The organism is Aliirhizobium smilacinae (genome assembly GCF_006335145.1).
In the GTDB taxonomy this organism is placed as follows: Bacteria; Pseudomonadota; Alphaproteobacteria; order Rhizobiales; family Rhizobiaceae; genus Neorhizobium; species Neorhizobium smilacinae.
On the sequence record NZ_VDMN01000001.1, the window covers coordinates 856,962 to 878,260 of the forward strand.

Here is a 21,299-nt window from a genome sequence, read left to right on the forward strand (position 1 = left end):
GGATTATGAGCGAGGCAGGCAAGAACGGTCTCACCTATAGCGATGCAGGCGTCGATATCGATGCCGGCAACCTGATGGTCGAGAAGATCAAGCCGGCGGTGCGCTCGACCCGCCGTCCCGGCGCTGACGGCGAAATCGGCGGCTTCGGTGGCCTGTTCGATCTCAAGGCGGCCGGTTTTACCGATCCAATCCTGGTAGCTGCCAATGACGGTGTCGGCACCAAGCTGAAGATCGCCATCGATGCTGATTTCCACGATACGGTCGGCATCGACCTCGTCGCCATGTGCGTCAACGATCTCGTCGTGCAGGGCGCAGAACCCCTGCTGTTTCTCGATTATTACGCAACCGGCAAGCTCGACCCCGACCAGGGCGCGGCGATCGTCAAGGGCATCGCTGCTGGTTGTGTCGAATCCGGCTGTGCGCTGATCGGTGGCGAGACCGCCGAAATGCCGGGCATGTATTCCGACGGCGACTATGACCTTGCAGGCTTTGCGGTTGGTGCAGCCGAACGCGGCCAGCTTCTGCCGGCCGGCGACATCGCTCCCGGCGACGTTATCCTCGGCCTCACTTCTTCCGGCGTCCATTCAAACGGGTTTTCGCTGGTGCGCAAGATCGTCTCACTTTCCGGCCTTGGCTGGGATGCGCCTGCGCCGTTCGCGGCGGACAAGAAGCTCGGCGAAGCTCTTTTGACGCCGACCCGCATCTATGTGAAGCCGCTTTTGAAGGCGATCCGCGAGACCAAGGCCCTCAAGGCGCTTGCGCACATCACCGGCGGCGGTTTCCCGGAAAACATTCCGCGCGTCCTGCCGAAGACGCTTTCCGCCGAGATCGAGCTTGGCAACATCCCGGTTCCAGCCGTGTTCTCCTGGCTTGCCAAGACCGGCGGCGTCGAGCCGAAGGAAATGCTGCGCACCTTCAACTGCGGCGTCGGCATGATCGTTGTCGTTTCGCAAGAGAACGCCAAGATCGTCACCGATGCTCTGGCAACTGAAGGCGAAACCGTCGTCCAGCTCGGCCGGATGATCGAGCGCCCCGAAGGCGGTGCCGGTGTCATCTACAAGGGCACGCTCGGCCTCTGAACTCGACCTTTCAAAAGGCAAGGACCATGAACTCGGCCAAAAAACGCGTCGTTGTTTTCATCTCCGGCAGCGGCTCCAACATGGTGTCGCTGGCAGATGCCTGCGCGGCACCGGACTTTCCTGCCGAGATCGTCGCCGTCATTTCCGACAAACCGGCCGCCGGCGGCCTCGCCAAGGCGCAAAGCCGCGGCATCAGCGCCCATGTCTTCGAGCGCAAGGCCTATGCCGGCAAGGCTGAGCACGAGGCAGCCATTCTGGCGGCCCTCGACGAAATCAAGCCGGACATCATCTGCCTCGCGGGTTACATGCGTCTGATATCGGGCGAATTCATCCGCCCCTATGCCGGTCGCATCATCAACATCCACCCTTCCCTGCTGCCGCTTTTCCCTGGCCTGCACACCCATGAGCGCGCCATCGAGGCCGGCATGAAGATTGCCGGCTGCAGCGTGCATTTCGTCACCGAAGGCATGGACGAAGGCCCTATCCTCGCGCAGGCGGCCGTGCCGGTCTCAACGGGCGACACGGTCGAGACACTTGCGGCCCGTGTACTCACCGTCGAGCACAAGCTCTATCCGCTGGCACTGAAGCTGCTGGCAGAGGGCAACGTGAAGATGGAAGATGGCAAGGCCGTCGGCGGCATTGCTTCGGCAGAAGACTTCGGCACCCTCATCTCAGCCTGATTTGGGGCGGACATTTCACTCCAATTGACCGGTTCGATGACCGGCTCTATCCTGCCTTGACAGGTGGAGCATAACGATGACGATCACAGTCAATATCGGCGACGCCGATCTCAGTGAACTGCTTGCGAAAGTGGAAGCCGGTGAGGATGTCGTTCTCGCCCGCGATGGCGTGCCGGTGGCGCAATTGACGAGTGTGACACAGCCGATCAGCAAAGCCGAACTTATCGAAACCATTCTTCGCGAACGCGCAGGTCGTAAGACGGTCACTCAGGAAGAGATCGCCGAATGGAAGCAGATCGGACGCCGATAACGGGCCTTGTTCTCGACGCATCCATAGCTCTCGTCTGGTTTTTGCCCGATGAACAAAGTTTGGTTGCGGATGCAGCCTTGAAGCTTCTCGATGGTGCATCCGCAACCGTGCCGGATCTCTTCTGGCACGAAATGCGAAACATCCTGATGACTTCCTACCGGCGCAAAAGGCTTTCGTTGCCGGAAGTCTGGCATTCGATGCTCCGCCTGGACCAACTTAACATTATCACGGCACCCAGGTCAGACAGCAAACAAATCCTCACCCTTGCCGAAAGGCACGGGCTCACAGCTTACGATGCGGCCTATCTGGCCCTGGCTTTCGAGACCAGGTTGCCGCTCGCGACACTCGACAACCAACTGATCGCCGCAGCGACACAGGACGGCGTGCCGCTGCTCGCATGAGAGCTTTCTACGCAGCCAGTATCTGCAGCGGATGCAGAGTACCGTCGCTATAGACGAAGCGGCCGTCACGGAAGGTTGCGCGGATACGGTGAACGTCGCCGTGTTCGATGACCACCAGATCGGCATGCTGACCGATGGCGATCTCGCCGCGATCGGTGATGCCGGCGGCGCGGGCCGCATTCGATGTCGCCATTGCGACCGCGGCCGGCAATCCGCCGGTCACGACATCGGCAAGCTTGAACACAGCCGGAACAAAGGCTGCCGGGTGATAATCCGCAGCGATCGTCGACAGCAGGCCTGCCTTCGCCGCTTCAAGCGCGCTCAGATTGCCGGACATGGATTTGCCGCGCAGAGCATTCGGCGCGCCCATTAGCGTGTAGAGACCGCGGCGTACCGCTTCCTCGGCGGCCGCCATTGTCACCGGAAACTCGCTGATCGTCACGCCGAGCGCCTGCATCTCGATGACCTTCTCGACGCTGTCATCATCATGTGACGCAAGCGAAAGGCCATGCTTGCGTGACAAGGCGACGATTTCGCTCAGCCGCGTCTCGATATCCGGGTTCTTGCGCATCTCGATGCGCTTGTTGATCATCTCCTGCGCCGTTTCGATCGAGATCGAGCGTCGCTCGGACATGCTCAGCACATAGGCTTCGATATTGTTGTACTGGCCCTGCCCCGGCGTATGGTCGGTCAGCGACACCATGTCGATCTCGCCGGCTTCCAGCAAACGTTCCAGCGTTGCCGCGGCACCGACATTGGTGATCTCGTAACGGGCATGGACGCGATGATCGATCAGCAGATTGTCGCGCAGCCGGTTGACGCCCTCGATGACGGCCGATGTCGTTTCCAGCGAGCGGACGTTGCCGTAGACGCTTTCGGTGGCAAAGGAGACCGCCGCGAATGCCGTGGTAACACCGGCAGCCGCCAGCTTCTTGTCCAGTTCATGAATGCCGAAATCGATCGGCATCTCGGCATTCGGACGCGGGGAAATCTCGCGCTCGATCATGTCGCCATGCAGGTCGACAAAGCCGGGCATCAGATAACGGTTGCCACCATCGATGACGGCATTGGCGACAGGTTCGGCGCGAATTTCAGCGATGACACCGTCCTCGATGCGCACCGAGCCACCGCTCACCACCTCATTGGGAAGAACGAGGGTGAAATTGCCGAGCCACATAGGCTTGTCTCCTGAACGATTTTGCAAAATGGACAAGGCGCAGCCGTTAGTGCGCCTTCGTGACAATCATGTGAAATAACGCGCATGAAAAGGTACGGTATGGCAACCGCCCCCAGCTCTTTCGAAAAACAGAGAAAATCAGCCCCTCAAGAGAGCCGTTATTTCATGGTCAATCGCAAGGTGAAAGACTGTCGCGATGGAGCATCGCCCATTGCAGCGCGACGATGGTCTTGGCGTCGGTAATCTCGCCGGTGGCAATCATTCGATAGGCCGCATCGAGACCGAGGGTGACGATCTCGATATCCTCAGCCTCGCCTGCGAGCCCACCGCCGAGGCCGGTTTTTTTGTCGGCGTCAATGCTGGCTACAAACAGTGACAGCTTTTCCGTCAGCGCTCCGGGACTGGCATGGATGTCGCAGATATGCCTGGGCTTCTCGATCAAGAAACCGGTCTCCTCCATCGCCTCGCGTATCACTGCATCGGCAGGTATTTCACCTTCGTCCACGAGACCCGCCGGAATTTCCAGCATGTAGGCCGGATCGCCATTGGCGAAAGCGCCGGGGCGGAACTGGCGGACCAGTGTGACCGTATCGTCCCGCGCGTCGTGCAGCAGAATGCCCGCGGCGCTACCGTGATCGTGGACCTCGCGGTCGATCGTGACGATGCGTCCGTCGGGCATGTGCTGCTCGAAGGTGAGCATTTCAAGCTGCACGAAGCCTTTCCAAAGTATTCGCCTGGAAAGCAACCGCACGCGTTCGGCTTCGGAAGTGTCGATGTCGATCATGTCCGTCCCTGTCGTCCCAATCTGTTTCATCTTGCAGGATCAGGCCTTGTGCAGCCAGACCTTGTTGTCATGCACGGCAGCGCCACCGAAAGGTGCCACGGGGTCGGCACCGGTCAGCACGTTGATGCCTTCGCCATCAAGATGCGCGTCGTTCGGCCAGAGCCCTTCTGCGATCAGGACGCCCGGCTTTGCCCCCGGCACCAGTTTTGCATGAAGACGGATTTCGCCGCGACGATTGCCGATCCGCACCACGTCACCGTCGACGATGTCCAAGCGTTGCGCATCGGTCGGCTCGATCATCACTTCCGGCCGGCCTTCCTTCTGGACCGAGCTTTTCGTCTCGGCAAAGCTGGAATTCAGAAAACTGCGCGACGGCGAGGTTGCCAGGCGGAACGGATGTTCTGCGTCCGCCGTCTCGATCACCGCCACATGGTCTGGAAAGCGCGGCAGCTCGGCATGCGGCCCAAGCGGCCCAACGCTTGCCGGGGTACGATCAGGCGACGGGCCATTGACCCAGTCCGGCGAAAAACGGAACTTTCCGTTCGGATAACCGAAACCGTCGATGTAGTGGGCAGTATCGAAATCCGGCTGGGCATCGATCCAGCGGTTCGCCTTGAGGTCCTCATAGCTGCCCCAGCCGCTATCGCTCAGGATACGGTCGATATGGGTGCGCTCGTCGTGACCGAAACCGGCGAAATGATCGATGCCGAGGCGCTTTGCCAGTTCCTCGATGACGAAGAGATTGGTGCGCACCGTCGATGGCGGTTCGACCAGCTTCGGCCCGAGCAGAATATGCTGCTGACCGCCGGCACGGTAAAGGTCGTCATGTTCGAGGAACATGGTTGCCGGCAGCACGATGTCGGCCACTTTCGCCGTGTCGGTCATGAACTGCTCGTGCACGGCGGTAAACAGGTCGTCACGCAGAAAGCCCTGCCGAACCAGCCGCTGTTCCGGCGCTATGTTCATCGGGTTGGTGTTCTGGATCAGAAGTGCGGTCACCGGGCCGCGATGGCGCAGAGCCTCCGCGTCGCCGGTCAGCACGCGGCCGATCTGCGACTGGTCGAGCATGCGGATCTCCGGATCCATATAGGCCGTGCCCATCAGCTCGGCCTTGTTCAGCCGAAAGATCTCGCCATTGTTGTGAAAGGCACCGCCGCCTTCATGTTGCCAGCAGCCGAGAACCGTCGCGATCGACAGCGCCGCATGCATGGCAGCCGTGCCGTTGCGCTGGCGGGAAAAGCCGTAACCGAGACGGAAGAAGGTTTTCTTCGTCGTGCCGATCAGCCTGGCAAAATCCTCGATTTCCTCGACAGAAAGACCGGTGATCGCCGCGGCCCATTCGGGCGTGCGGGTTTTCAGATGGGCTTCGAGGCCTGCCGGGTCATCTGCATATTTCGCCATGTATTCGCGGTCGGCATAACCGTCGCGAAAGGCGATATGCATCAGAGCGCAGGCAAGCGCTGCATCCGTTCCGGGGCGGACGACGATCTTCACATCCGCCTGCTTCATCGTCGGATTGTCATAGATATCGACGACAACGATCTTGGCGCCGCGTTCCTTGCGGGCCTTCACGGCGTGGGTCATGACGTTGATCTGGGTGGCGACCGCATTGGTGCCCCAGATGACGACGCAATCGGACTTCGCCATCTCGCGCGGATCAGGACCACGCAAGGCGCCGGTGCCCATCACATAACCGGTCCAGGCCATGTTGGTGCAGATCGTGCCCATGAAGCCGGAATATTTCTTGGCATGCCGCAGACGCTCGATCGAGTCGCGCTGCACCTGCCCCATCGTGCCGGCGTAGAAATAAGGCCAGACGGCTTCCGAACCATGCTTCCCCTCTGCCTTGACGAAGGCGTCGGCGATCTCGTCGAGCGCCGCCTCGCAGGAGACCTCCTGCCAGTTGCCATCGCCCTTTGCGCCCTTGCGGCGCTGCGGCACCATCAACCGGCCCGGATGGTAGATGCGCTCGGAATAGCGCGCGACCTTGGCGCAGATGACACCTGCCGTATAGCTGTTGTCGGACGAGCCGCGCACACGGCCGATCCTTCCGTCCTCGGTCAGATCGACGTCCAGCGCGCAGGCGCTCGGACAGTCGTGCGGACAGACTGTATGGCCAACGGAATTATGGCCCGGTTTCGTTTTGGCGGAGATGGGGGTCGCAACGTTCATGGGTTTTCTATATTGCAAGCGCGAGCCCGCAAAAAGCGCGATTTGCGGAGCATCAGTTTTATTCACGCGACAATCTTAGCCCCGCAGGATCAGAGACCATGAACTACCGGCATATCTATCACGCGGGCAATTTCGCCGACGTCCTCAAGCACGCCGTTCTGGCACGACTCGTTCGCTACCAGCAGAACAAAGACAAGGCGTTTCGCGTGCTCGATACCCATGCCGGCATCGGGGTCTACGACCTGTCGTCGGAAGAGGCACAGAAGACCGGCGAATGGGTCGATGGTATCGGCCGTCTGATGGAGGCGGAGCTTCCGGCAAATGTCGCGGAAATCCTCGAACCCTATCTGGGCGCCGTCCGGGACCTGAACCCCAAGGGCGGCATCAAGCTCTATCCCGGCTCGCCGAAGCTCGCGCGCATGCTGTTTCGCCCGCAGGACCGGCTTTCGGCGATGGAGCTTCACCCGGAAGACCATAATCGTCTGCACAATCTCTTCGAAGGCGATTACCAGGTTCGCGTGACGGAACTGGATGGCTGGCTGGCGCTCGGCGCGCATCTTCCGCCGAAGGAAAAGCGGGGGATCGTGCTGGTCGATCCGCCGTTTGAAGAAAGTGACGAATACGAGCGGCTGGTGAGCGGGCTGGCAAACGCCTATCGCCGCTTCTCCGGCGGCACCTACTGCCTCTGGTATCCGATCAAGAAAGGCGCTCCGATCAAGGCCTTCCATGACGAACTTCAGGCGCTGGAAATCCCGAAAATGCTCTGCGCCGAACTTTCCATCAAAAGTGATCGCGAAACGACGGGATTGACCGGCTCAGGCCTGATCGTCGTCAACCCGCCCTTCACGCTGAAGGACGAGCTGCACGCGCTGCTGCCGGTGCTCAAGACGATCCTGGCGCAGGACCGTTTCGCCTCGCAACGCGCCTTCTGGCTGCGTGGAGAAGAGGCCGGGTCACGCGACGACGACTGACGCGGTCAGGGCTCTTCCTGCTGTTTTGCCCGCTGCATGTCGAGCGGGTCGTTACGGCGGAACTGCGAGCGCTCGAAGACGAAGATCACCACCAGCGCCATGATGAACGGGATGATCAGGTAGAACAGCCGGAAGACGAGAAGCGCTGCGATCACGTCTGCCGGGTTCATGTCCGGCAGGCCCATGACGAAGACCAGTTCCAGCACGCCCAAACCTCCCGGCGCATGGGAAAGGAGTGCGGCCGAGAACGATACGAGAAATATCCCCAGCACGATCATGTAGCCGGGATTTCCGGCCTCCGGCAGCGCGAAATAGATGATGCCGGCGGCGCCGATAAGTTCGATCGGGGCGATGAGAAGTTGCGGCAGCACGACCCGCGGCGCCGGATAGACGATATTGACCGAGCCGAATTTCGCAAGCCGGAGCGTCAGCGGCTTCAGCTTCATGAAGCTTGCGACAACATAGAGCCCGATCAGCACCAGCAGGACATAACCCATAGCGGCAGAGGCCTCGACGGGGATCAGGTCGCCGAAACGTTCGATCACTTCAGGCTCGATAACGAGGATGATGCCGATCAGCATCAGCGTTCCGAGAATGAAGGTGAAGGAACACATGGCGATGAGAACGCCGATTTCCGCCGGCGTCATGCCCCGGGTCGAATAGGCCCGATAACGCACGACCGCACCGGAAACCACCGAGGCCCCGATATTATGCGACAGCGCATAGGTGGTGAAGGAACAGACCGTGATGAACAGCCAGTCGATCTTGCGCCCGAGATGCATCAGCGCGATGCGGTCATACCCCGCCAGCGCCCAGTAGGCGACGAGGCTCGATCCCGCTGCCAGACACCAGTGTGTCTTGGGAATGGCCGCAAGGCTCACCCATAAGTCATCAAGCGAAAGTCCTCTCAATTCCTTGTAGAGAAGCCACGCCGAAAGCGCTATCGTCAGGCCGCCTACGACGGGCCACAGGTATTTCTTGAATGTCATTCAGCTATTTCGCTCTATGCTCCCCACCTCGATCACTGCACGCAGCCATCAGCGAATTTGCACTCTATTCGCCTGGACACTGAACATTCAACAATTACAACGCTCTCGTGTTCCAATGGTGAGGATTCGTGATCATGATGAAGAAATCGTCTGCTGTCCGCGAGATCCTTTTTGCCGCAGTACTCATGCTTGCGACGGCCATTTCGGCATTGTCCCCGGTCAACGCACAGGAGCGCCGTCAGGATCGCACCCAGGACCGCGCCGGAAATTTCGACTTCTACGTACTCTCGCTGTCATGGTCGCCAACCTTCTGCGCCAGCGACAAGGGCGCGCGCAACGGCCAGCAATGCGGCCTCGACAAACGTTCCCGCTTCGTCGTGCATGGACTCTGGCCGCAAAATGAGAACGGTTATCCGGACTTCTGCCGAACCGCCGAGTCTGACCGTGTGCCGCGTGACCTCGGCGAGGCCATGTTCGACATCATGCCATCGATGGGGCTTGTCGGCCATCAGTGGCGTAAGCACGGGAGTTGCTCCGGGCTCGGCCAGAGGGCCTATTTCGAAAAAGTGCGGCAGGCTTTTCAACAAATCGAAATTCCCGCCGACCTTTCACGCGGCGACCGGCCGCTAAGCCTTTCGGCCGACGAGATCGAGCAGAAATTTCTCAGCGCCAATCCCGGCATGACTCACCGGGGGATCGCTGCAAGCTGCGAGGGGCGACAGCTTGAAGAAATCCGTATCTGCCTTACCAAGGACCTGGCATTCCGCGACTGCGCCGAGGTCGACCGCCGTGGCTGCACGATCAGTCAGATCACCCTGCCGCCTGCTCGCTGACAATTTTCCAAAGAGGAACTTTCATGAAAATTCTCTACTCACCCGCTTCGCCCTACTCGGCCAAGTGCCGCATGGCGGCGCGCCATCTTGGCATCGCACTCACCGAAGTGAAGACCGATACCAATGAGGCCCCGGCCGAACTGACCGACAACAATCCGCTGGGCAAGATCCCCGTGCTGATCCGTGAGGGCGAGGCGCCTATCTATGACAGCGTCGCAATCATGCATTTCCTCGACCGCAAGTCGGGCGGCAAGCTTTATCCGAAAAAGGATGAGAAACGCACCGAAGCGGAGGTGCTCGAGGCGCTGTGCGATGGTGTGATGGATAGTCTTTTGTCGATCGTCTACGAGCGCCGTTTCCGTGGCGAGGAAAATGCCTATCAGCCCTGGATCGACAAACAGTGGGCGAAGGTCGTCAAATCTCTCGATTATCTGGAAAAGACCCTGCCGAAGACCGGCAAGAAACTGCACGGCGGCCATTTCGCGCTTGCCGCGATGATCGGTTATCTCGACCTGCGCTTCAACGGCCAGTGGGCGGAAGGCCGTCCGGAGCTTGCTTCATGGCCTGATATTTTTGCCAAGAAGTTTTATCATTATGCGGAGATGAAGGCGGCGAGCTGAGCAACGTAGCCAGCCTCTGCCCCTAACCCCAACCTTCTCCTCGCTCGCGGGGAGAAGGTGCCTACAGGCGGATGAGGAGCAAGTTCCCGACGCCACTCAACCTCCAATAGACTTAGACTTTCCTCCTATCCATGCAAGCACCTGAATTGCTTGCCCTCGTCCCTTCCTCCGCTACTATGAGACGAACGGCGGGAGGCCGTGATGGAGGAAATGAGATGACACTCACTGCATTGACGCGGCGCGCCGCACTCGTTCTTGCCGGCACCGCTCTTTCGGCACTGTCGATCGGCCAGCCTGCAGCCGCTCAGACATTTCCCGACCGGGCGATCACGCTGGTCGTGCCTTTCGCCGCCGGCGGATCGACCGATGTCGTCGGCCGCGTCGTAGCCCAGAAGATGGCCGACATACTCGGCCAGCAGGTCGTGGTCGAAAACGTCGCTGGTGCCGGTGGCAATCTCGGTGCCGACCGGGTCGCACGCGCGGAGGCAGACGGCTACACGATCCTCATGGGAACCGTTGCAACACACGCGCTCAACCCGTTGATCCTGAAACAGAAACCGTATGATCCCGAAAAGGATTTCTCGCCGGTCTCGCTGCTGGTCATCGTGCCTAACGTGCTGGTCGTCAATCCGAAACTTGAAGTCAATTCTGTCGCTGAACTGATCGAGCTTCTGAAAAAAGACCCGGACAAATATTCCTATGCCTCATCCGGCAACGGCACGCCGCTGCATCTGTCCGGCGAGCTGTTCAACAGCATGGCTGGGGTAAAGATGCAGCACGTTCCCTACAAGGGCGCCGGCCCTGCTCTCAACGATCTTCTGGGCAACCAGATCTCGATCATGTTCGACAACCTCCCCTCGTCCTCAAGCCACATCAAAGGCGGAACGCTGAAGGCGCTCGGCGTGACGACGAAGGAAAGGGCATCCTCCTTCCCCGATGTGCCGACGGTGGCGGAAACCGTGCCGGGATACGAGACCTATACCTGGAACGCGCTTTTTGCGCCCGCCGGCACCCCGCCGGAAGTGGTCGCAAAGCTCAACGAAGCAGCAAATGCAGCGCTCAAAGACCCGGCTGTCGCCGATCGGATGAAGGATTTCAGTGCGACGATCGTCGGTTCGACGCCGGAAGAACTCGGCAAGCATGTGACTGCGGAGCTCGCCAAATGGAGCCCGGTCGTCAAGGCCGCCAACATCCAGATGGATTGACGGTTTTCGAATACGAAAAAGCCCGCGGCATTGACGCCGCGGGCTTCCCCAGCCTGTTTAGACTTAAACTTAGAACTTCACGCCGATACCAACCTTGACGCTGTGGTCGTCGTAGCCCTTCGAGAAGGAGCCGCTATCGAGGTTGTAATCCTTGGAACCGAAATCGGTATAACGATATTCGAGACGTGCCGTGATGTTGCTGGTGACGAAGGCTTCCGCACCGGCACCGACGGTGTAACCGACGGCAGTCTTGCTTTCGGAAGAGGTCGCGTCAGACAACTTGTTGTCCTGAATGGCAACACCACCCGTACCGTAGATCAGGAAGGGGTTCAGGTCGTAACCGACGCGGCCACGAAGCGAGCCGTTCCAGCCAGCCTTACCTTCGAGATCCGGATAGGTGCCCGACTTTTCGCCGTTATAGGCAACGTCGCCTTCGACACCGTAGACGATCTGGCCGCTCTGCCAGTTGTAACCGGTGTAGAGACCACCACCGAGCTTGCTGTCACGGTCGCCAGCGCCGAAACGACCCCAGTCGTAAGCACCGGTCGCACCGAGGTAGTAACCCTGCCAGTTGCCGACAGCCGGAGCCGGCTCTTCCACGGCGACCGGCGCCTGCGGGATCTGGTCGACAGCGTCAGCAGCATTGGCCGCGGAAATTGCGATGAAGCTGGCAGCCGAGGCCATCAGAGTTGCGATGAGGATACGCATACATAATTCTCCTTTTAGTGCTGCCGGGAAGGCCGTCACATAAACTTGGTGGCGACGAGTTTGTTCCCTGCTGGCTGAGGAGAATTTGGAGTGCAATTGAGGAATTGAGAGAGCCGAATTGTGAATTGATTGCGGCAGATAGAAGGCTAAAGTTCGATGTTGCATCGCCGCAACATGTATATTGTTAACCCTAACAGAATACTAATTCATTTATTAACTGTTTTACATTTCTTTCTTATTTCTTACCAAGCGAGAATATCCAAGTCAATACACGAGGATTCGCGTCGACATCTCGGTGTCACGATAGAAATGCACTTGTTGTTCAAGTTCAGATCAAACACATCGCTGCTTGGCATCCGCGTTTTATCCTTGGAAATACCTGTTTCAACCGGCCAATCCCTGCCTCACGCCGACGTTCCCATCCGAATGCTGCCGTATTTCCTACCCCGTCGCGCTTGACGCGTGACCGCCGAGCCTGCTTCCAAAGCGGGCCGGCGGACACTATCTGTGAGATCAGCAATCGGCTTCGATTCGAGATATGACGAGCCCGGCGCCCATACGTGGCCCGGCGGAGATGTGGAATGAACGACAAGAAGCTGCCGGATGGCGGCGTTCTCTATGACGAGACGGAAGAAGACGACGATGAGGTTCTGGCGCCGGACACGGCTGCCGATGTCATCACTGCGTCGATCGACTGGAACGAGGCCGTCAGACAGGATAACGGCCTCAAGGGTGCCGACCTGATTGCCGAATTCGTCAAGCACCTGCCGAATGCGCCGGGCGTCTATCGCATGTTCAACGAGGCCGGCGACGTCATGTATGTCGGCAAGGCGCGCAGCCTGAAGAAACGCGTCGGCAACTATGCGCAGGGGCGACTGCATTCCAACCGCCTCACCCGCATGGTGCGCGAGACGACCCATATGGAATTCGTCACGACGCGGACGGAAACCGAAGCGCTGCTGCTCGAAGCCAATTTGATCAAGCGGCTGCGCCCCCGCTTCAACGTGCTGCTGCGCGACGACAAGTCGTTTCCCTACATTCTGATCAGCGGCGACCACCGCGCCCCTGCCCTTTTGAAGCACCGTGGTGCGCGGGCGAGAAAAGGGCAGTATTTCGGGCCGTTTGCATCCGCGAGTGCCGTCGGCCGCACGATCAATTCGCTGCAACGAGCGTTTCTCTTGCGCACCTGCACCGACAGCGTGTTCGAGACCCGCACGCGCCCCTGTCTGCTGTATCAAATCAAACGCTGTTCCGGCCCCTGCACGCATGAAGTCAGCGATGCGGGGTATGCGGAGTTGGTGAAAGAGGCATCGGACTTCCTCTCGGGCCAAAGCCAGAACGTCAAAACCGTGATCGCCAAACAAATGGCCGAAGCTTCGGACGATCTCGATTTCGAGCGCGCCGCCGTCTACCGTGATCGCCTGGCTGCCCTCAGTCATGTCCAGAGCCATCAGGGCATCAATCCGGCCGGCGTCGAAGAAGCGGATATATTTGCCATCTACCACGAGGCCGGACTGACCTGCATTCAAGTGTTCTTCTTCCGCACCGGTCAGAACTGGGGCAATCGCGCCTATTTCCCGAAAGCCGACCCGCAGATGCCGGCTGCGGAAGTTTTGAACGCCTTCCTCGCGCAGTTCTACGACGACAAGCCGGTGCCGAAGCAGATTCTGCTTTCGGAAGCCGTCGAGGAACAGGAATTGCTCGCGCTCGCCTTCTCCGAAAAGGTCGGCCACAAGATTTCGATCCTGGTGCCGCAGCGCGGCGAGAAGCGCGATCTCGTCGATCACGTCGCTGCAAATGCCCGCGAGGCACATGGCCGAAAACTGGCGGAAACCTCATCGCAGGCCCGCCTGCTGGCAGGCCTCGCCGAGACGTTCAAGCTGCCCTACCAGCCGCGCCGCATCGAAATCTATGACAACTCCCACATCATGGGGACCAATGCCGTGGGCGGCATGGTCGTGGCTGGACCCGAAGGGTTCGTCAAAGGCCAGTACCGGAAGTTCAACATCAAATCGACCGACATCACCCCCGGCGACGATTTTGGAATGATGAAGGAAGTGATGACGCGGCGTTTTTCGCGGCTGATCAAGGAGGAAGGCATTCCCAACCGCAGCATTTCGGCGGGGGCGAATGCGGAAGCACCTGCCGAGGTCAGCGGCGACGACATCAACGACGCCGCGTTCCCGGCATGGCCCGACGTCATCCTGATCGACGGCGGCCAAGGGCAGATGACGGCGGTGCGCGCCATTCTCGACGAACTCGGCATCCGTGAGGTGGTCACCGCGATCGGCGTCGCCAAGGGCGTCGATCGCGATGCCGGCCGCGAGCGTTTTTTTGCCGACGGAAAAAGCGACTTCTCGCTGCCGCCGCGGGATCCGGTTCTCTATTTCGTCCAGCGCATGCGCGACGAGGCGCATCGATTCGCCATCGGCTCACACCGGGCACGCCGCAAGAAAGAAATGATCAAGAACCCGCTGGACGAGATTTCCGGCATCGGACCGGGCCGCAAGCGCAAGCTCCTGCAGCATTTCGGCACTGCCAAGGCCGTATCGCGAGCAGGCTTGAACGACCTGATGGCGGTCGAGGGGATTTCGGAGGCCGTGGCGAAACAGGTCTATAATCATTTCCATGAGACTAGAGCCAATTGATCCGGACAAAGGCGCTCAAATCGGGCTTTCGGATCGCCGATCGGATCGCCTGTCACAATCGTCTGTAAAAAAGCCGCGAAACCGGTTGACGCTTCGCCTCCGAAACATCAACTAGGGACAAACCGCTAGCATAGGTCCGATATGGCTTCCCGCGCATACAATATCCCCAACCTTCTCACCTATGCGCGTATCGTTGCCGTGCCGGTGATCGTCCTCTGTTTTTTCGTCGAGGGTAAGCTGGAAAGCTCTGACACGGCCCGCTGGACGGCGCTGTGGCTTTTCATCATTGCCTCGCTCACCGATTATCTAGACGGCTATCTCGCCCGCATCTGGAACCAGACGTCGAACATCGGCCGGATGCTCGATCCCATCGCCGACAAGCTGCTCGTCGCAGCCGTGCTCCTGCTCCTGGCCGCCGACCAGACGATCGCAGGCTGGTCGCTCTGGGCGGCGATCACCATCCTGTGCCGCGAAATCCTCGTCTCGGGTCTGCGCGAATATCTCGCGGCGCTGAAAGTCTCGGTCCCCGTCACCCGAATTGCCAAGTGGAAAACGACGATCCAGATGGTGTCGATCGCCTTTCTGCTCGCCGGTCCTGCCGGCGACAAGGTCGTGCCCTACATTACCGAGATGGGTATAGCGCTTCTCTGGATCGCTGCGTTCCTAACCTTCTATACCGGCTACGACTACTTCAAAGCCGGTGTGAAGCATCTGGTGGATGCGGATTGAGGACCTTTGAATGAAAGCCAATCTCGTCTATTTCGCCTGGGTCAGAGAGCGCATCGGCAAGACGGAAGAAGAGATCGAACTTCCCGAGACTGTCGTGACCGTTCGCGACTTATTGAGTCATCTGAAGGGCTTGGGCGAGGAATACGAGAACGCGCTTGAATATCCCGACGTGATCCGCGTGGCGCTGAACCAGGAGCATGTTGAACACGACGAGCCGATCGCCGGCGCCCGAGAGATCGGAATTTTTCCACCCATGACCGGGGGGTGAGACGCGATCCGGTAAAGCCGGAGAAATCGATCCTGCGAATCGATTTCAGCGTCGAACGCCCTGAGCCAAAGCGAAGGGCCGGGATAGGGTTCGGCAAAATTGACTGAAGTCCTTGGAGACCACGATGACCACTCCAACAATCCGTGTCCAACCTAACGACTTCGACCTTCAGGCCGAAGTCGATGCCCTGACGGATGGGCGTACGGATATCGGTGCCGTCGTCTCCTTCGTCGGGCTGTGCCGCGGCGAACAGGGCAAGCTTTCGGCGCTGGAGCTGGAACATTATCCCGGCATGGCGGAAACCGAGATGCGACGGATCGTCGACCTCGCGATTGAACGCTTTACGTTGATAGGCGCCACCGCCATCCATCGTCACGGCCGGATCGAACCGGGCCAAAATATCGTGCTGGTCATCGCCACGGCTGCGCATCGGCAGGCCGCCTTCGACGGCGCCAATTTCATCATGGATTTCCTGAAGACCTCGGCTCCCTTCTGGAAGAAGGAGCATGCTGCTGATGGTACCGCCGGCAATTGGATCGAAGCCAAGGGCATTGACGACAAGGCAGCGGACAAGTGGCTCTGACTAAAGTGTCAAGCGCTCTCTTCGACTGAGAACCAGAAGCAGAACCAGCCCCGAGATCACCACCAGATCGCGCCAGAAGATCGGGCCGTATCCGCTCCATAAAGTTTCGGCAAGTCCGACCAAGGCCGCCCCCGCCGCCGACTTGAGCGGGCTCGAATGCCCGCCTGCGGCGGCAATCAGCACCACTTTCAGACCGAAGAGCAGGCCCGCGCCGAAATCCATCGTGCCGTAATAGGACGTCGCCAGCACGCCGCAAACGGACGCATAGAATGCTGCAAGAGCGTAGGCAGATACGAATATCCGGGCAGCGCTGACGCCGGATAGTTCCGCCGCAAGAGGATCGTCGGACACCGCTCGCCACCGGCGGCCGAAACGGCTGTATCCAAGGACCATATGACCGGCGAGGACCATAAAAGACATCAGCGCAATATTGATCAATTGGAGCACTGTCAGCGCGACGGGAAAACCTGCGCCTCGCCAGAAAACGATGTTGGCGTTGAGAAAAGGCGGTAGCCAGAGTTCGCGTGTATCGGAGGCAAGCCGCGCGCCTTCCATCAGCACCATCACCAGACCGAGTGATGCGACGATCATGGCATTCGGCGAAGCTGCCGAAAGCGGCCTCATGACGAACTGCCCGATTATCACACCTGCCCCTAGCCCGCCCATCAATCCGGCTGCGGCTCCAAGCGCCAACGAGGCAGTAAGGACGAGCCAAAGCCGATCCCAGCCGAGATGGGCGAACAGAAGATAGATATGGCCGGAAAAGGCGAAGATCGCACCATAGGTAATATCGGCGCGCCGCGTGACCGCGAAGGCAACCGCATAACCGAATGCCAGCGCCGCATAGAGCGACGCGATGGGCAGGGCGTTAGCGATCTGCTGCAGAAAATAGGCCATCCGGGGCTCCAATCCACAGCCCGATTGTAACTGGCAAAACAATTTTTGACAGTTATAATTGCTCCATGACCTTTTCATGGACCCAACACCGTTTTGCCGGAGGCGCGCTGGCGCTTGATGTTGCCAACAGCGTTATCCTGCGCTTCGATCCCGCCCGCAGCATCGATCGCCTCGTCGATATGGAGCAGCTGGATGCATTTGCGAAAGCAGCAGCGGAGTTTTCGGCCGAGCGCGCGCTGTTTGGCACGCTTGCGCCTGTGTCGAGCCAGAACCATGACCTTTTCATCACATTGCGCGAGGCGATCGACCGCTATTTTCGGGCCTGCGTGAGCGATGTCGAGACGCCGATTCTTCTCGCCGAACTGCTGGAGGCGACGGCCGTCCTGCTGCGACGCGGAGCCAGGCGATCGCTTGAGACCGAGAGCGCCTATTCGGCTCTGAGGTTGCTTTCGAAAAGTGAGGTGAAAAGGATCCGGATATGCGGCAATTGCGGCTGGCTGTTCGTCGACCGCAGCAAGAACAGCAGCCGTATCTGGTGCGACATGTCCGTCTGCGGCAACCGGGTAAAGGCCGCACGCCACTACAATGCCAGGAAGGAGCGTTCGCCATGAACGGCACAGCGTTTGCTGCCGGCCTGGCTGTGTTTCTGCTGACCTCCTGCCAACGGGAAACCGAGGGCAAGCTGGTCGAGCTTTCGGGGCGTCTTTTCGTGTTCAACTACCGCGTTGCCACGGCCAACTATCTCGTTACGCTTCGAAAACTTCGTCCAATGCCGGATGGCAGTCTCGTCTCGGCGGAGTTCGAAAACCCGAGAGGCGGCGATTTATTGATCGCACGTGAAAAGATCTTTCCAATCGAGGACACGATCGTCATCCAGAGCCCACATCTGCAATGCGTCCGCAAGGATCATCCCTACGCTGTCACCATCCGCATCCTGTCGGCATCCGGCGAAGTCCTGCAGGAAATAGCGACCAGCATCACCTCGGATGTCGACCAGAGCGTGCTGCCCGCCAAGCCGCTCGTGATAGGGCCAGGTTATACGCCCAATCCGGACGTCTTTCACGCCGATGGAACTCAGGACATGTCGGCCTATAGCGACTGCCCGAAATGAAAAACGCCGGAGCATCGGCCCCGGCTTTTTCAATCAACAATCATATCCGGCAATCAGCCGACGATTTCGGTTTCTGCGAACCAGTAGGCGATTTCCTGCGCTGCGGTTTCCGGAGCGTCCGAACCGTGAACCGAGTTTTCGCCGATCGACAGAGCGAACTGCTTGCGGATCGTGCCTTCATCGGCGTTTGCCGGGTTGGTTGCGCCCATGATTTCGCGGTTCTTCAGGATGGCGCCTTCGCCTTCCAGAACCTGAACGATGGTCGGGCCGGAGGTCATGCCTTCAACCAGTTCGCCGAAGAACGGGCGTTCCTTGTGAACTGCGTAAAAGCCTTCGGCTTCGCGCTTCGACATCCAGACGCGCTTGGATGCGATGATGCGCAGGCCGTTGTCTTCGAATACCTTGGTGATAGCGCCGGTCAGGTTGCGCTTGGTGGCATCAGGCTTGATCATCGAGAAGGTGCGTTCAATCGCCATCTTGTCTATCCTTTGTTTCCAGGGGCACTTTGCCAGGGGAAAGTTGGCGGTGTTTACCCGCCTTAATCGCCGGAAACAAGGGGGTTTTGGCTATTGTCACGTCACCCGCCTGAATTTCACGCCGCCGTCACACTACGACCTACGCCCTCATAAAGGTCGAGGCAACGCTCGAACCACTGCCCGACCGGGTCACCGGCGGCAAACACGTCAGCACCGGTCGTGATGCGCATCCATTGCAGAGCGCCGAAGAGGATATAGTCGGCAAACAGCGGGCCATCGCCGCCGATGAAATCCTGATAACCAAGCGTCTGGCGCATCGGCTCCAGCTTTGCCGCAAACTCTCTGACCGCCGCCTCACGCCCGGCACGAACCTCCTCCAGCGACTTGCCGAGCATTTTTTCACGCGATGTTCGGAAATAGCGCTGGTCGGTTTCGTCGAGCATGTCGTGAATATCGGCCACGGCGATGCCGGTGATCGCCGGGTGGACGATGGTCTGCGAGAAACGCTCGACGAAGCGTGACAGCGCCTTTCCACCCTCCCCGCCGAAAAGCGTCGGCCGGTTCGGATAATGGTCCTCGAGATAGAGCGCGATATCGAAACTGTCGCGGATCAGCTCGTTGCCATCCCGCAGGATCGGCACCGTCTTGGAAAATCCGTTCTCGATCTCCGGGATCTGGGTAAAGGGCGTAGGCTTCTCGACGAAATCCAGTCCCTTGTGCTTCAGTGCCAACACCACCTTCCAGCAATGGGGAGAAAACGGCCGGGCCTCATCGGCACCGCAAAGGGAATAGAGGATACGGGTGGTCATGTAGGGGCTCCAAATCATCCGTTCGAAACGTGATGATGATCAGGAAACCTGCGCCGATCCAATCAGAAGATTTCATGGATTGCATAAGAGCCGCATGATGCGGTTTGGTGTAGACGGGAAAATACGAAACGGCTTGCGGGGGAGAAACACATGCTGCGCCATTTCCAGATGCTTGCCGATTACAATCGCTGGGCCAATGAGCGCATCTATGATGCCTGTGCCGCCCTCCCCGACGACGATTATCGTGCCGACCGTGGCGCCTTTTTCGGTTCGGCGCACCGCACCCTCAATCATCTGCTCGTCGCAGACCGGATCTGGCTGCGGCGCATCACCGGCACCGGCACGGCGCCGATGGAGCTCAATGTCGTTCTCTACGAAGACCTTGCCGAACTTCGCACGGCGCGCGCGGCGGAAGACGAGCGGTTCATAAGGCTCACCACCTCCCTTGCACCGGATGCATTCGAACGTTCGGTCAGCTACACGCCGGTCACCGTTCCGACCCCAGTCACCGAGCCGCTCGGCCCAATCCTGGCGCATGTGTTCAACCACCAGACCCATCACCGCGGACAGGTGCATGCGATCCTCACATCGCTCGGGCAACCATCGGTCGTGCTCGACATGATCGCGTTTCTCCGGAAGGACGGGAAGCAGTGGATGTCGTGAACCGGGCCTTAACCCTTTTTCGCACGAATCGCGCTCGTCACTGCAATCCATGGCCGTATTTCAGCGGATGTTAACGCGCTCCCGCAATCAATCGTCTTCATGAACGAATGATCAGGAGACGACGGATGTCGACCCAGGCCCGCAAGATAGCTCAGGACAGGACATTGCAGGCGGTCAGCCAACATATGACCCGCATCGAGGTAAGTGGCCTGCCGCGCAACTACGAGCTCTTCTACGAAGCGCATTGCGGTGCCGATGCAGTGCTGTCGCGTGAAGTCATGGCACTGCCGGTCGCACCGCGACAGACGGTGTTGGACGAGATCGGCATCCGTTATCAACTTCCGGGTTTCGTCGCCAGCGGACTGCCGAAATCCCGCGATCCGGATATCCGCCTGCTGACCAGCCTTCGCGAAAAAATGACGAGCGGTGCCGAGCAGAAACGCGGCTTCAGCCGGGCGCTCGAAGCCGTGGCAAAAAGCCTGCGCGAGGACAATGGTGCAGGTCCCGGCGATATTCTTGCCGAGATCGAATATCTCAGCGTCTCGCTTTCGGATGCCGTCGTGGCGGAAACGGAGCTGGAGGCAGCCCTGCGCTCCGGTGCCCATCTTCTGACGGCTGCGGAACAGGACGTTTCCGCAGTCCGCGCCGTGATGCTGCGCGACCGGATGACCAGCCTGCCGAACCATGCGGCCTTCACCGAGAAGCTGGAAGCACTTTATGCCGATGACACGGAAAGCCGCGACACCGCGCTTTTCCTTGTCGCCATCGCCGACATTTCCGAACTCGCCGACACCTATGGAGAGGCGGCCGCCACCCGGATCATCAAGAAAACTGCGGCCGTCTTCCGTAAGACGATCAAGAAGGACGATTTTCTCGCCCGAATCGGCAAGGGTGAGTTCGCCTTCCTGTTCCAGCATGTCAGCCGCGACGCGATCAAGCCAATCGCAGCCCGCCTGACGACCTCGATCAGCGACAACCTCGTATTCGCGACTTCCGACGGGACACCGGCCATCCGGCTTTCCATGGGGGCGGCAATGGCAACCGAAGCGTTTTCGCCACAGCAATTGCGCCAGCAGGCGGTCCTTGCGGCCGAGGCGTCGCGGGCCAATCCGCGTTTGAGCGTCATCATTCACGGGGACACTAGCCGGCCGGGCGTCTAATCTGCGCGTCTGAGCCGGGCAATCCC

24 protein-coding genes are annotated in these 21,299 nt (G+C 59.5%); 16 read left to right on the forward strand and 8 right to left on the reverse strand.

The features are described from left to right. The first annotated feature begins 5 nt into the window (after positions 1-5). The 4 genes from purM (at position 6) to FHP24_RS04155 (ending at position 2,470) form a co-directional block, all read left to right on the forward strand. On the forward strand, positions 6-1,079 hold the full coding sequence (gene purM, locus FHP24_RS04140; protein WP_139673239.1) for a phosphoribosylformylglycinamidine cyclo-ligase: 1,074 nt from the start codon (positions 6-8) through the stop codon (positions 1,077-1,079). A 26-nt stretch (positions 1,080-1,105) separates the two neighbouring features. Further along, positions 1,106-1,759 carry a phosphoribosylglycinamide formyltransferase gene (gene purN / locus FHP24_RS04145; RefSeq protein ID WP_139673242.1) on the forward strand — a complete coding sequence of 218 codons (654 nt, stop codon included), beginning with the start codon at positions 1,106-1,108 and terminating at the stop codon, positions 1,757-1,759. 76 nt (positions 1,760-1,835) lie between these two features. Next, positions 1,836-2,069: a type II toxin-antitoxin system Phd/YefM family antitoxin gene (locus tag FHP24_RS04150; RefSeq protein ID WP_139673244.1), complete on the forward strand. Its 234-nt coding sequence runs from the start codon at positions 1,836-1,838 to the stop codon at positions 2,067-2,069. Continuing rightward, positions 2,045-2,470, forward strand: a complete 426-nt coding sequence (locus tag FHP24_RS04155) for a type II toxin-antitoxin system VapC family toxin (RefSeq protein ID WP_139673248.1) — start codon at positions 2,045-2,047, stop codon at positions 2,468-2,470. The genes FHP24_RS04150 and FHP24_RS04155 overlap by 25 nt, the downstream gene beginning before the upstream one ends. Before the next feature lie 7 nt (positions 2,471-2,477). Here the strand turns inward: FHP24_RS04155 and FHP24_RS04160 are convergent, their stop codons facing one another. From FHP24_RS04160 to FHP24_RS04170, 3 genes are all read right to left on the reverse strand, one after another. Further along, positions 2,478-3,647: an alpha-D-ribose 1-methylphosphonate 5-triphosphate diphosphatase gene (locus FHP24_RS04160; RefSeq protein WP_139673251.1), complete on the reverse strand. Its 1,170-nt coding sequence runs from the start codon at positions 3,645-3,647 to the stop codon at positions 2,478-2,480. 169 nt (positions 3,648-3,816) lie between these two features. After that, complete coding sequence (locus tag FHP24_RS04165; RefSeq protein ID WP_139673254.1) at positions 3,817-4,431, reverse strand: NUDIX domain-containing protein; 615 nt, start codon at positions 4,429-4,431, stop codon at positions 3,817-3,819. 39 nt (positions 4,432-4,470) lie between these two features. Beyond that, positions 4,471-6,603 carry a molybdopterin-containing oxidoreductase family protein gene (locus FHP24_RS04170; RefSeq protein WP_139673257.1) on the reverse strand — a complete coding sequence of 711 codons (2,133 nt, stop codon included), beginning with the start codon at positions 6,601-6,603 and terminating at the stop codon, positions 4,471-4,473. A 98-nt stretch (positions 6,604-6,701) separates the two neighbouring features. On the opposite strand from FHP24_RS04170, the gene FHP24_RS04175 reads away from it, so the two are divergent. Then, on the forward strand, positions 6,702-7,574 hold the full coding sequence (locus FHP24_RS04175) for a 23S rRNA (adenine(2030)-N(6))-methyltransferase RlmJ (RefSeq protein WP_139673260.1): 873 nt from the start codon (positions 6,702-6,704) through the stop codon (positions 7,572-7,574). Positions 7,575-7,579: 5 nt separating this feature from the next. Here the strand turns inward: FHP24_RS04175 and FHP24_RS04180 are convergent, their stop codons facing one another. After that, positions 7,580-8,563: a lysylphosphatidylglycerol synthase domain-containing protein gene (locus FHP24_RS04180; RefSeq protein WP_139673263.1), complete on the reverse strand. Its 984-nt coding sequence runs from the start codon at positions 8,561-8,563 to the stop codon at positions 7,580-7,582. A 134-nt stretch (positions 8,564-8,697) separates the two neighbouring features. On the opposite strand from FHP24_RS04180, the gene FHP24_RS04185 reads away from it, so the two are divergent. The 3 genes from FHP24_RS04185 (at position 8,698) to FHP24_RS04195 (ending at position 11,221) form a co-directional block, all read left to right on the forward strand. Continuing rightward, complete coding sequence (locus FHP24_RS04185; RefSeq protein ID WP_180355884.1) at positions 8,698-9,396, forward strand: ribonuclease T2 family protein; 699 nt, start codon at positions 8,698-8,700, stop codon at positions 9,394-9,396. Between the two features lie 23 nt (positions 9,397-9,419). Continuing rightward, complete coding sequence (locus FHP24_RS04190; RefSeq protein WP_139673266.1) at positions 9,420-10,016, forward strand: glutathione S-transferase; 597 nt, start codon at positions 9,420-9,422, stop codon at positions 10,014-10,016. A gap of 215 nt (positions 10,017-10,231) precedes the next feature. Further along, on the forward strand, positions 10,232-11,221 hold the full coding sequence (locus FHP24_RS04195) for a Bug family tripartite tricarboxylate transporter substrate binding protein (protein WP_139673268.1): 990 nt from the start codon (positions 10,232-10,234) through the stop codon (positions 11,219-11,221). Between the two features lie 69 nt (positions 11,222-11,290). On the opposite strand, the gene FHP24_RS04200 is transcribed toward FHP24_RS04195, so the two are convergent. Continuing rightward, positions 11,291-11,929, reverse strand: a complete 639-nt coding sequence (locus FHP24_RS04200) for an outer membrane protein (protein ID WP_139673271.1) — start codon at positions 11,927-11,929, stop codon at positions 11,291-11,293. Between the two features lie 581 nt (positions 11,930-12,510). Here FHP24_RS04200 and uvrC point away from each other — a divergent pair. From uvrC to FHP24_RS04220, 4 genes are all read left to right on the forward strand, one after another. Then, positions 12,511-14,577, forward strand: a complete 2,067-nt coding sequence (gene uvrC, locus FHP24_RS04205) for an excinuclease ABC subunit UvrC (RefSeq protein ID WP_139673274.1) — start codon at positions 12,511-12,513, stop codon at positions 14,575-14,577. A 141-nt stretch (positions 14,578-14,718) separates the two neighbouring features. Further along, positions 14,719-15,306, forward strand: coding sequence for a CDP-diacylglycerol--glycerol-3-phosphate 3-phosphatidyltransferase (gene pgsA / locus FHP24_RS04210; protein WP_139673277.1), 588 nt, complete (start codon positions 14,719-14,721; stop codon positions 15,304-15,306). 10 nt (positions 15,307-15,316) lie between these two features. Beyond that, positions 15,317-15,574 carry a molybdopterin converting factor subunit 1 gene (gene moaD, locus FHP24_RS04215; RefSeq protein WP_139673280.1) on the forward strand — a complete coding sequence of 86 codons (258 nt, stop codon included), beginning with the start codon at positions 15,317-15,319 and terminating at the stop codon, positions 15,572-15,574. A gap of 124 nt (positions 15,575-15,698) precedes the next feature. Further along, complete coding sequence (locus FHP24_RS04220; RefSeq protein WP_139673283.1) at positions 15,699-16,157, forward strand: molybdenum cofactor biosynthesis protein MoaE; 459 nt, start codon at positions 15,699-15,701, stop codon at positions 16,155-16,157. Here FHP24_RS04220 and FHP24_RS04225 read toward each other — a convergent pair whose 3' ends face one another. Beyond that, on the reverse strand, positions 16,158-17,054 hold the full coding sequence (locus FHP24_RS04225) for a branched-chain amino acid ABC transporter permease (RefSeq protein WP_139673289.1): 897 nt from the start codon (positions 17,052-17,054) through the stop codon (positions 16,158-16,160). 65 nt (positions 17,055-17,119) lie between these two features. On the opposite strand from FHP24_RS04225, the gene FHP24_RS04230 reads away from it, so the two are divergent. Both FHP24_RS04230 and FHP24_RS04235 read left to right on the forward strand, forming a co-directional pair. Continuing rightward, positions 17,120-17,665 carry a CGNR zinc finger domain-containing protein gene (locus FHP24_RS04230; protein ID WP_139673292.1) on the forward strand — a complete coding sequence of 182 codons (546 nt, stop codon included), beginning with the start codon at positions 17,120-17,122 and terminating at the stop codon, positions 17,663-17,665. Next, positions 17,662-18,165 carry a hypothetical protein gene (locus FHP24_RS04235; RefSeq protein WP_139673295.1) on the forward strand — a complete coding sequence of 168 codons (504 nt, stop codon included), beginning with the start codon at positions 17,662-17,664 and terminating at the stop codon, positions 18,163-18,165. The genes FHP24_RS04230 and FHP24_RS04235 overlap by 4 nt, the downstream gene beginning before the upstream one ends. 53 nt (positions 18,166-18,218) lie before the next feature. Here FHP24_RS04235 and ndk read toward each other — a convergent pair whose 3' ends face one another. Beyond that, positions 18,219-18,641, reverse strand: coding sequence for a nucleoside-diphosphate kinase (gene ndk, locus FHP24_RS04240; protein ID WP_112457152.1), 423 nt, complete (start codon positions 18,639-18,641; stop codon positions 18,219-18,221). 116 nt (positions 18,642-18,757) lie between these two features. Beyond that, complete coding sequence (locus FHP24_RS04245; protein WP_139673298.1) at positions 18,758-19,450, reverse strand: glutathione S-transferase family protein; 693 nt, start codon at positions 19,448-19,450, stop codon at positions 18,758-18,760. A gap of 150 nt (positions 19,451-19,600) precedes the next feature. On the opposite strand from FHP24_RS04245, the gene FHP24_RS04250 reads away from it, so the two are divergent. Further along, complete coding sequence (locus FHP24_RS04250; protein WP_139673301.1) at positions 19,601-20,113, forward strand: DinB family protein; 513 nt, start codon at positions 19,601-19,603, stop codon at positions 20,111-20,113. Between the two features lie 125 nt (positions 20,114-20,238). Continuing rightward, positions 20,239-21,273 (forward strand): GGDEF domain-containing protein, encoded by a 1,035-nt coding sequence (locus FHP24_RS04255; RefSeq protein ID WP_180355885.1) that lies wholly within the window; start codon positions 20,239-20,241, stop codon positions 21,271-21,273. Positions 21,274-21,299 lie beyond the last annotated feature (26 nt).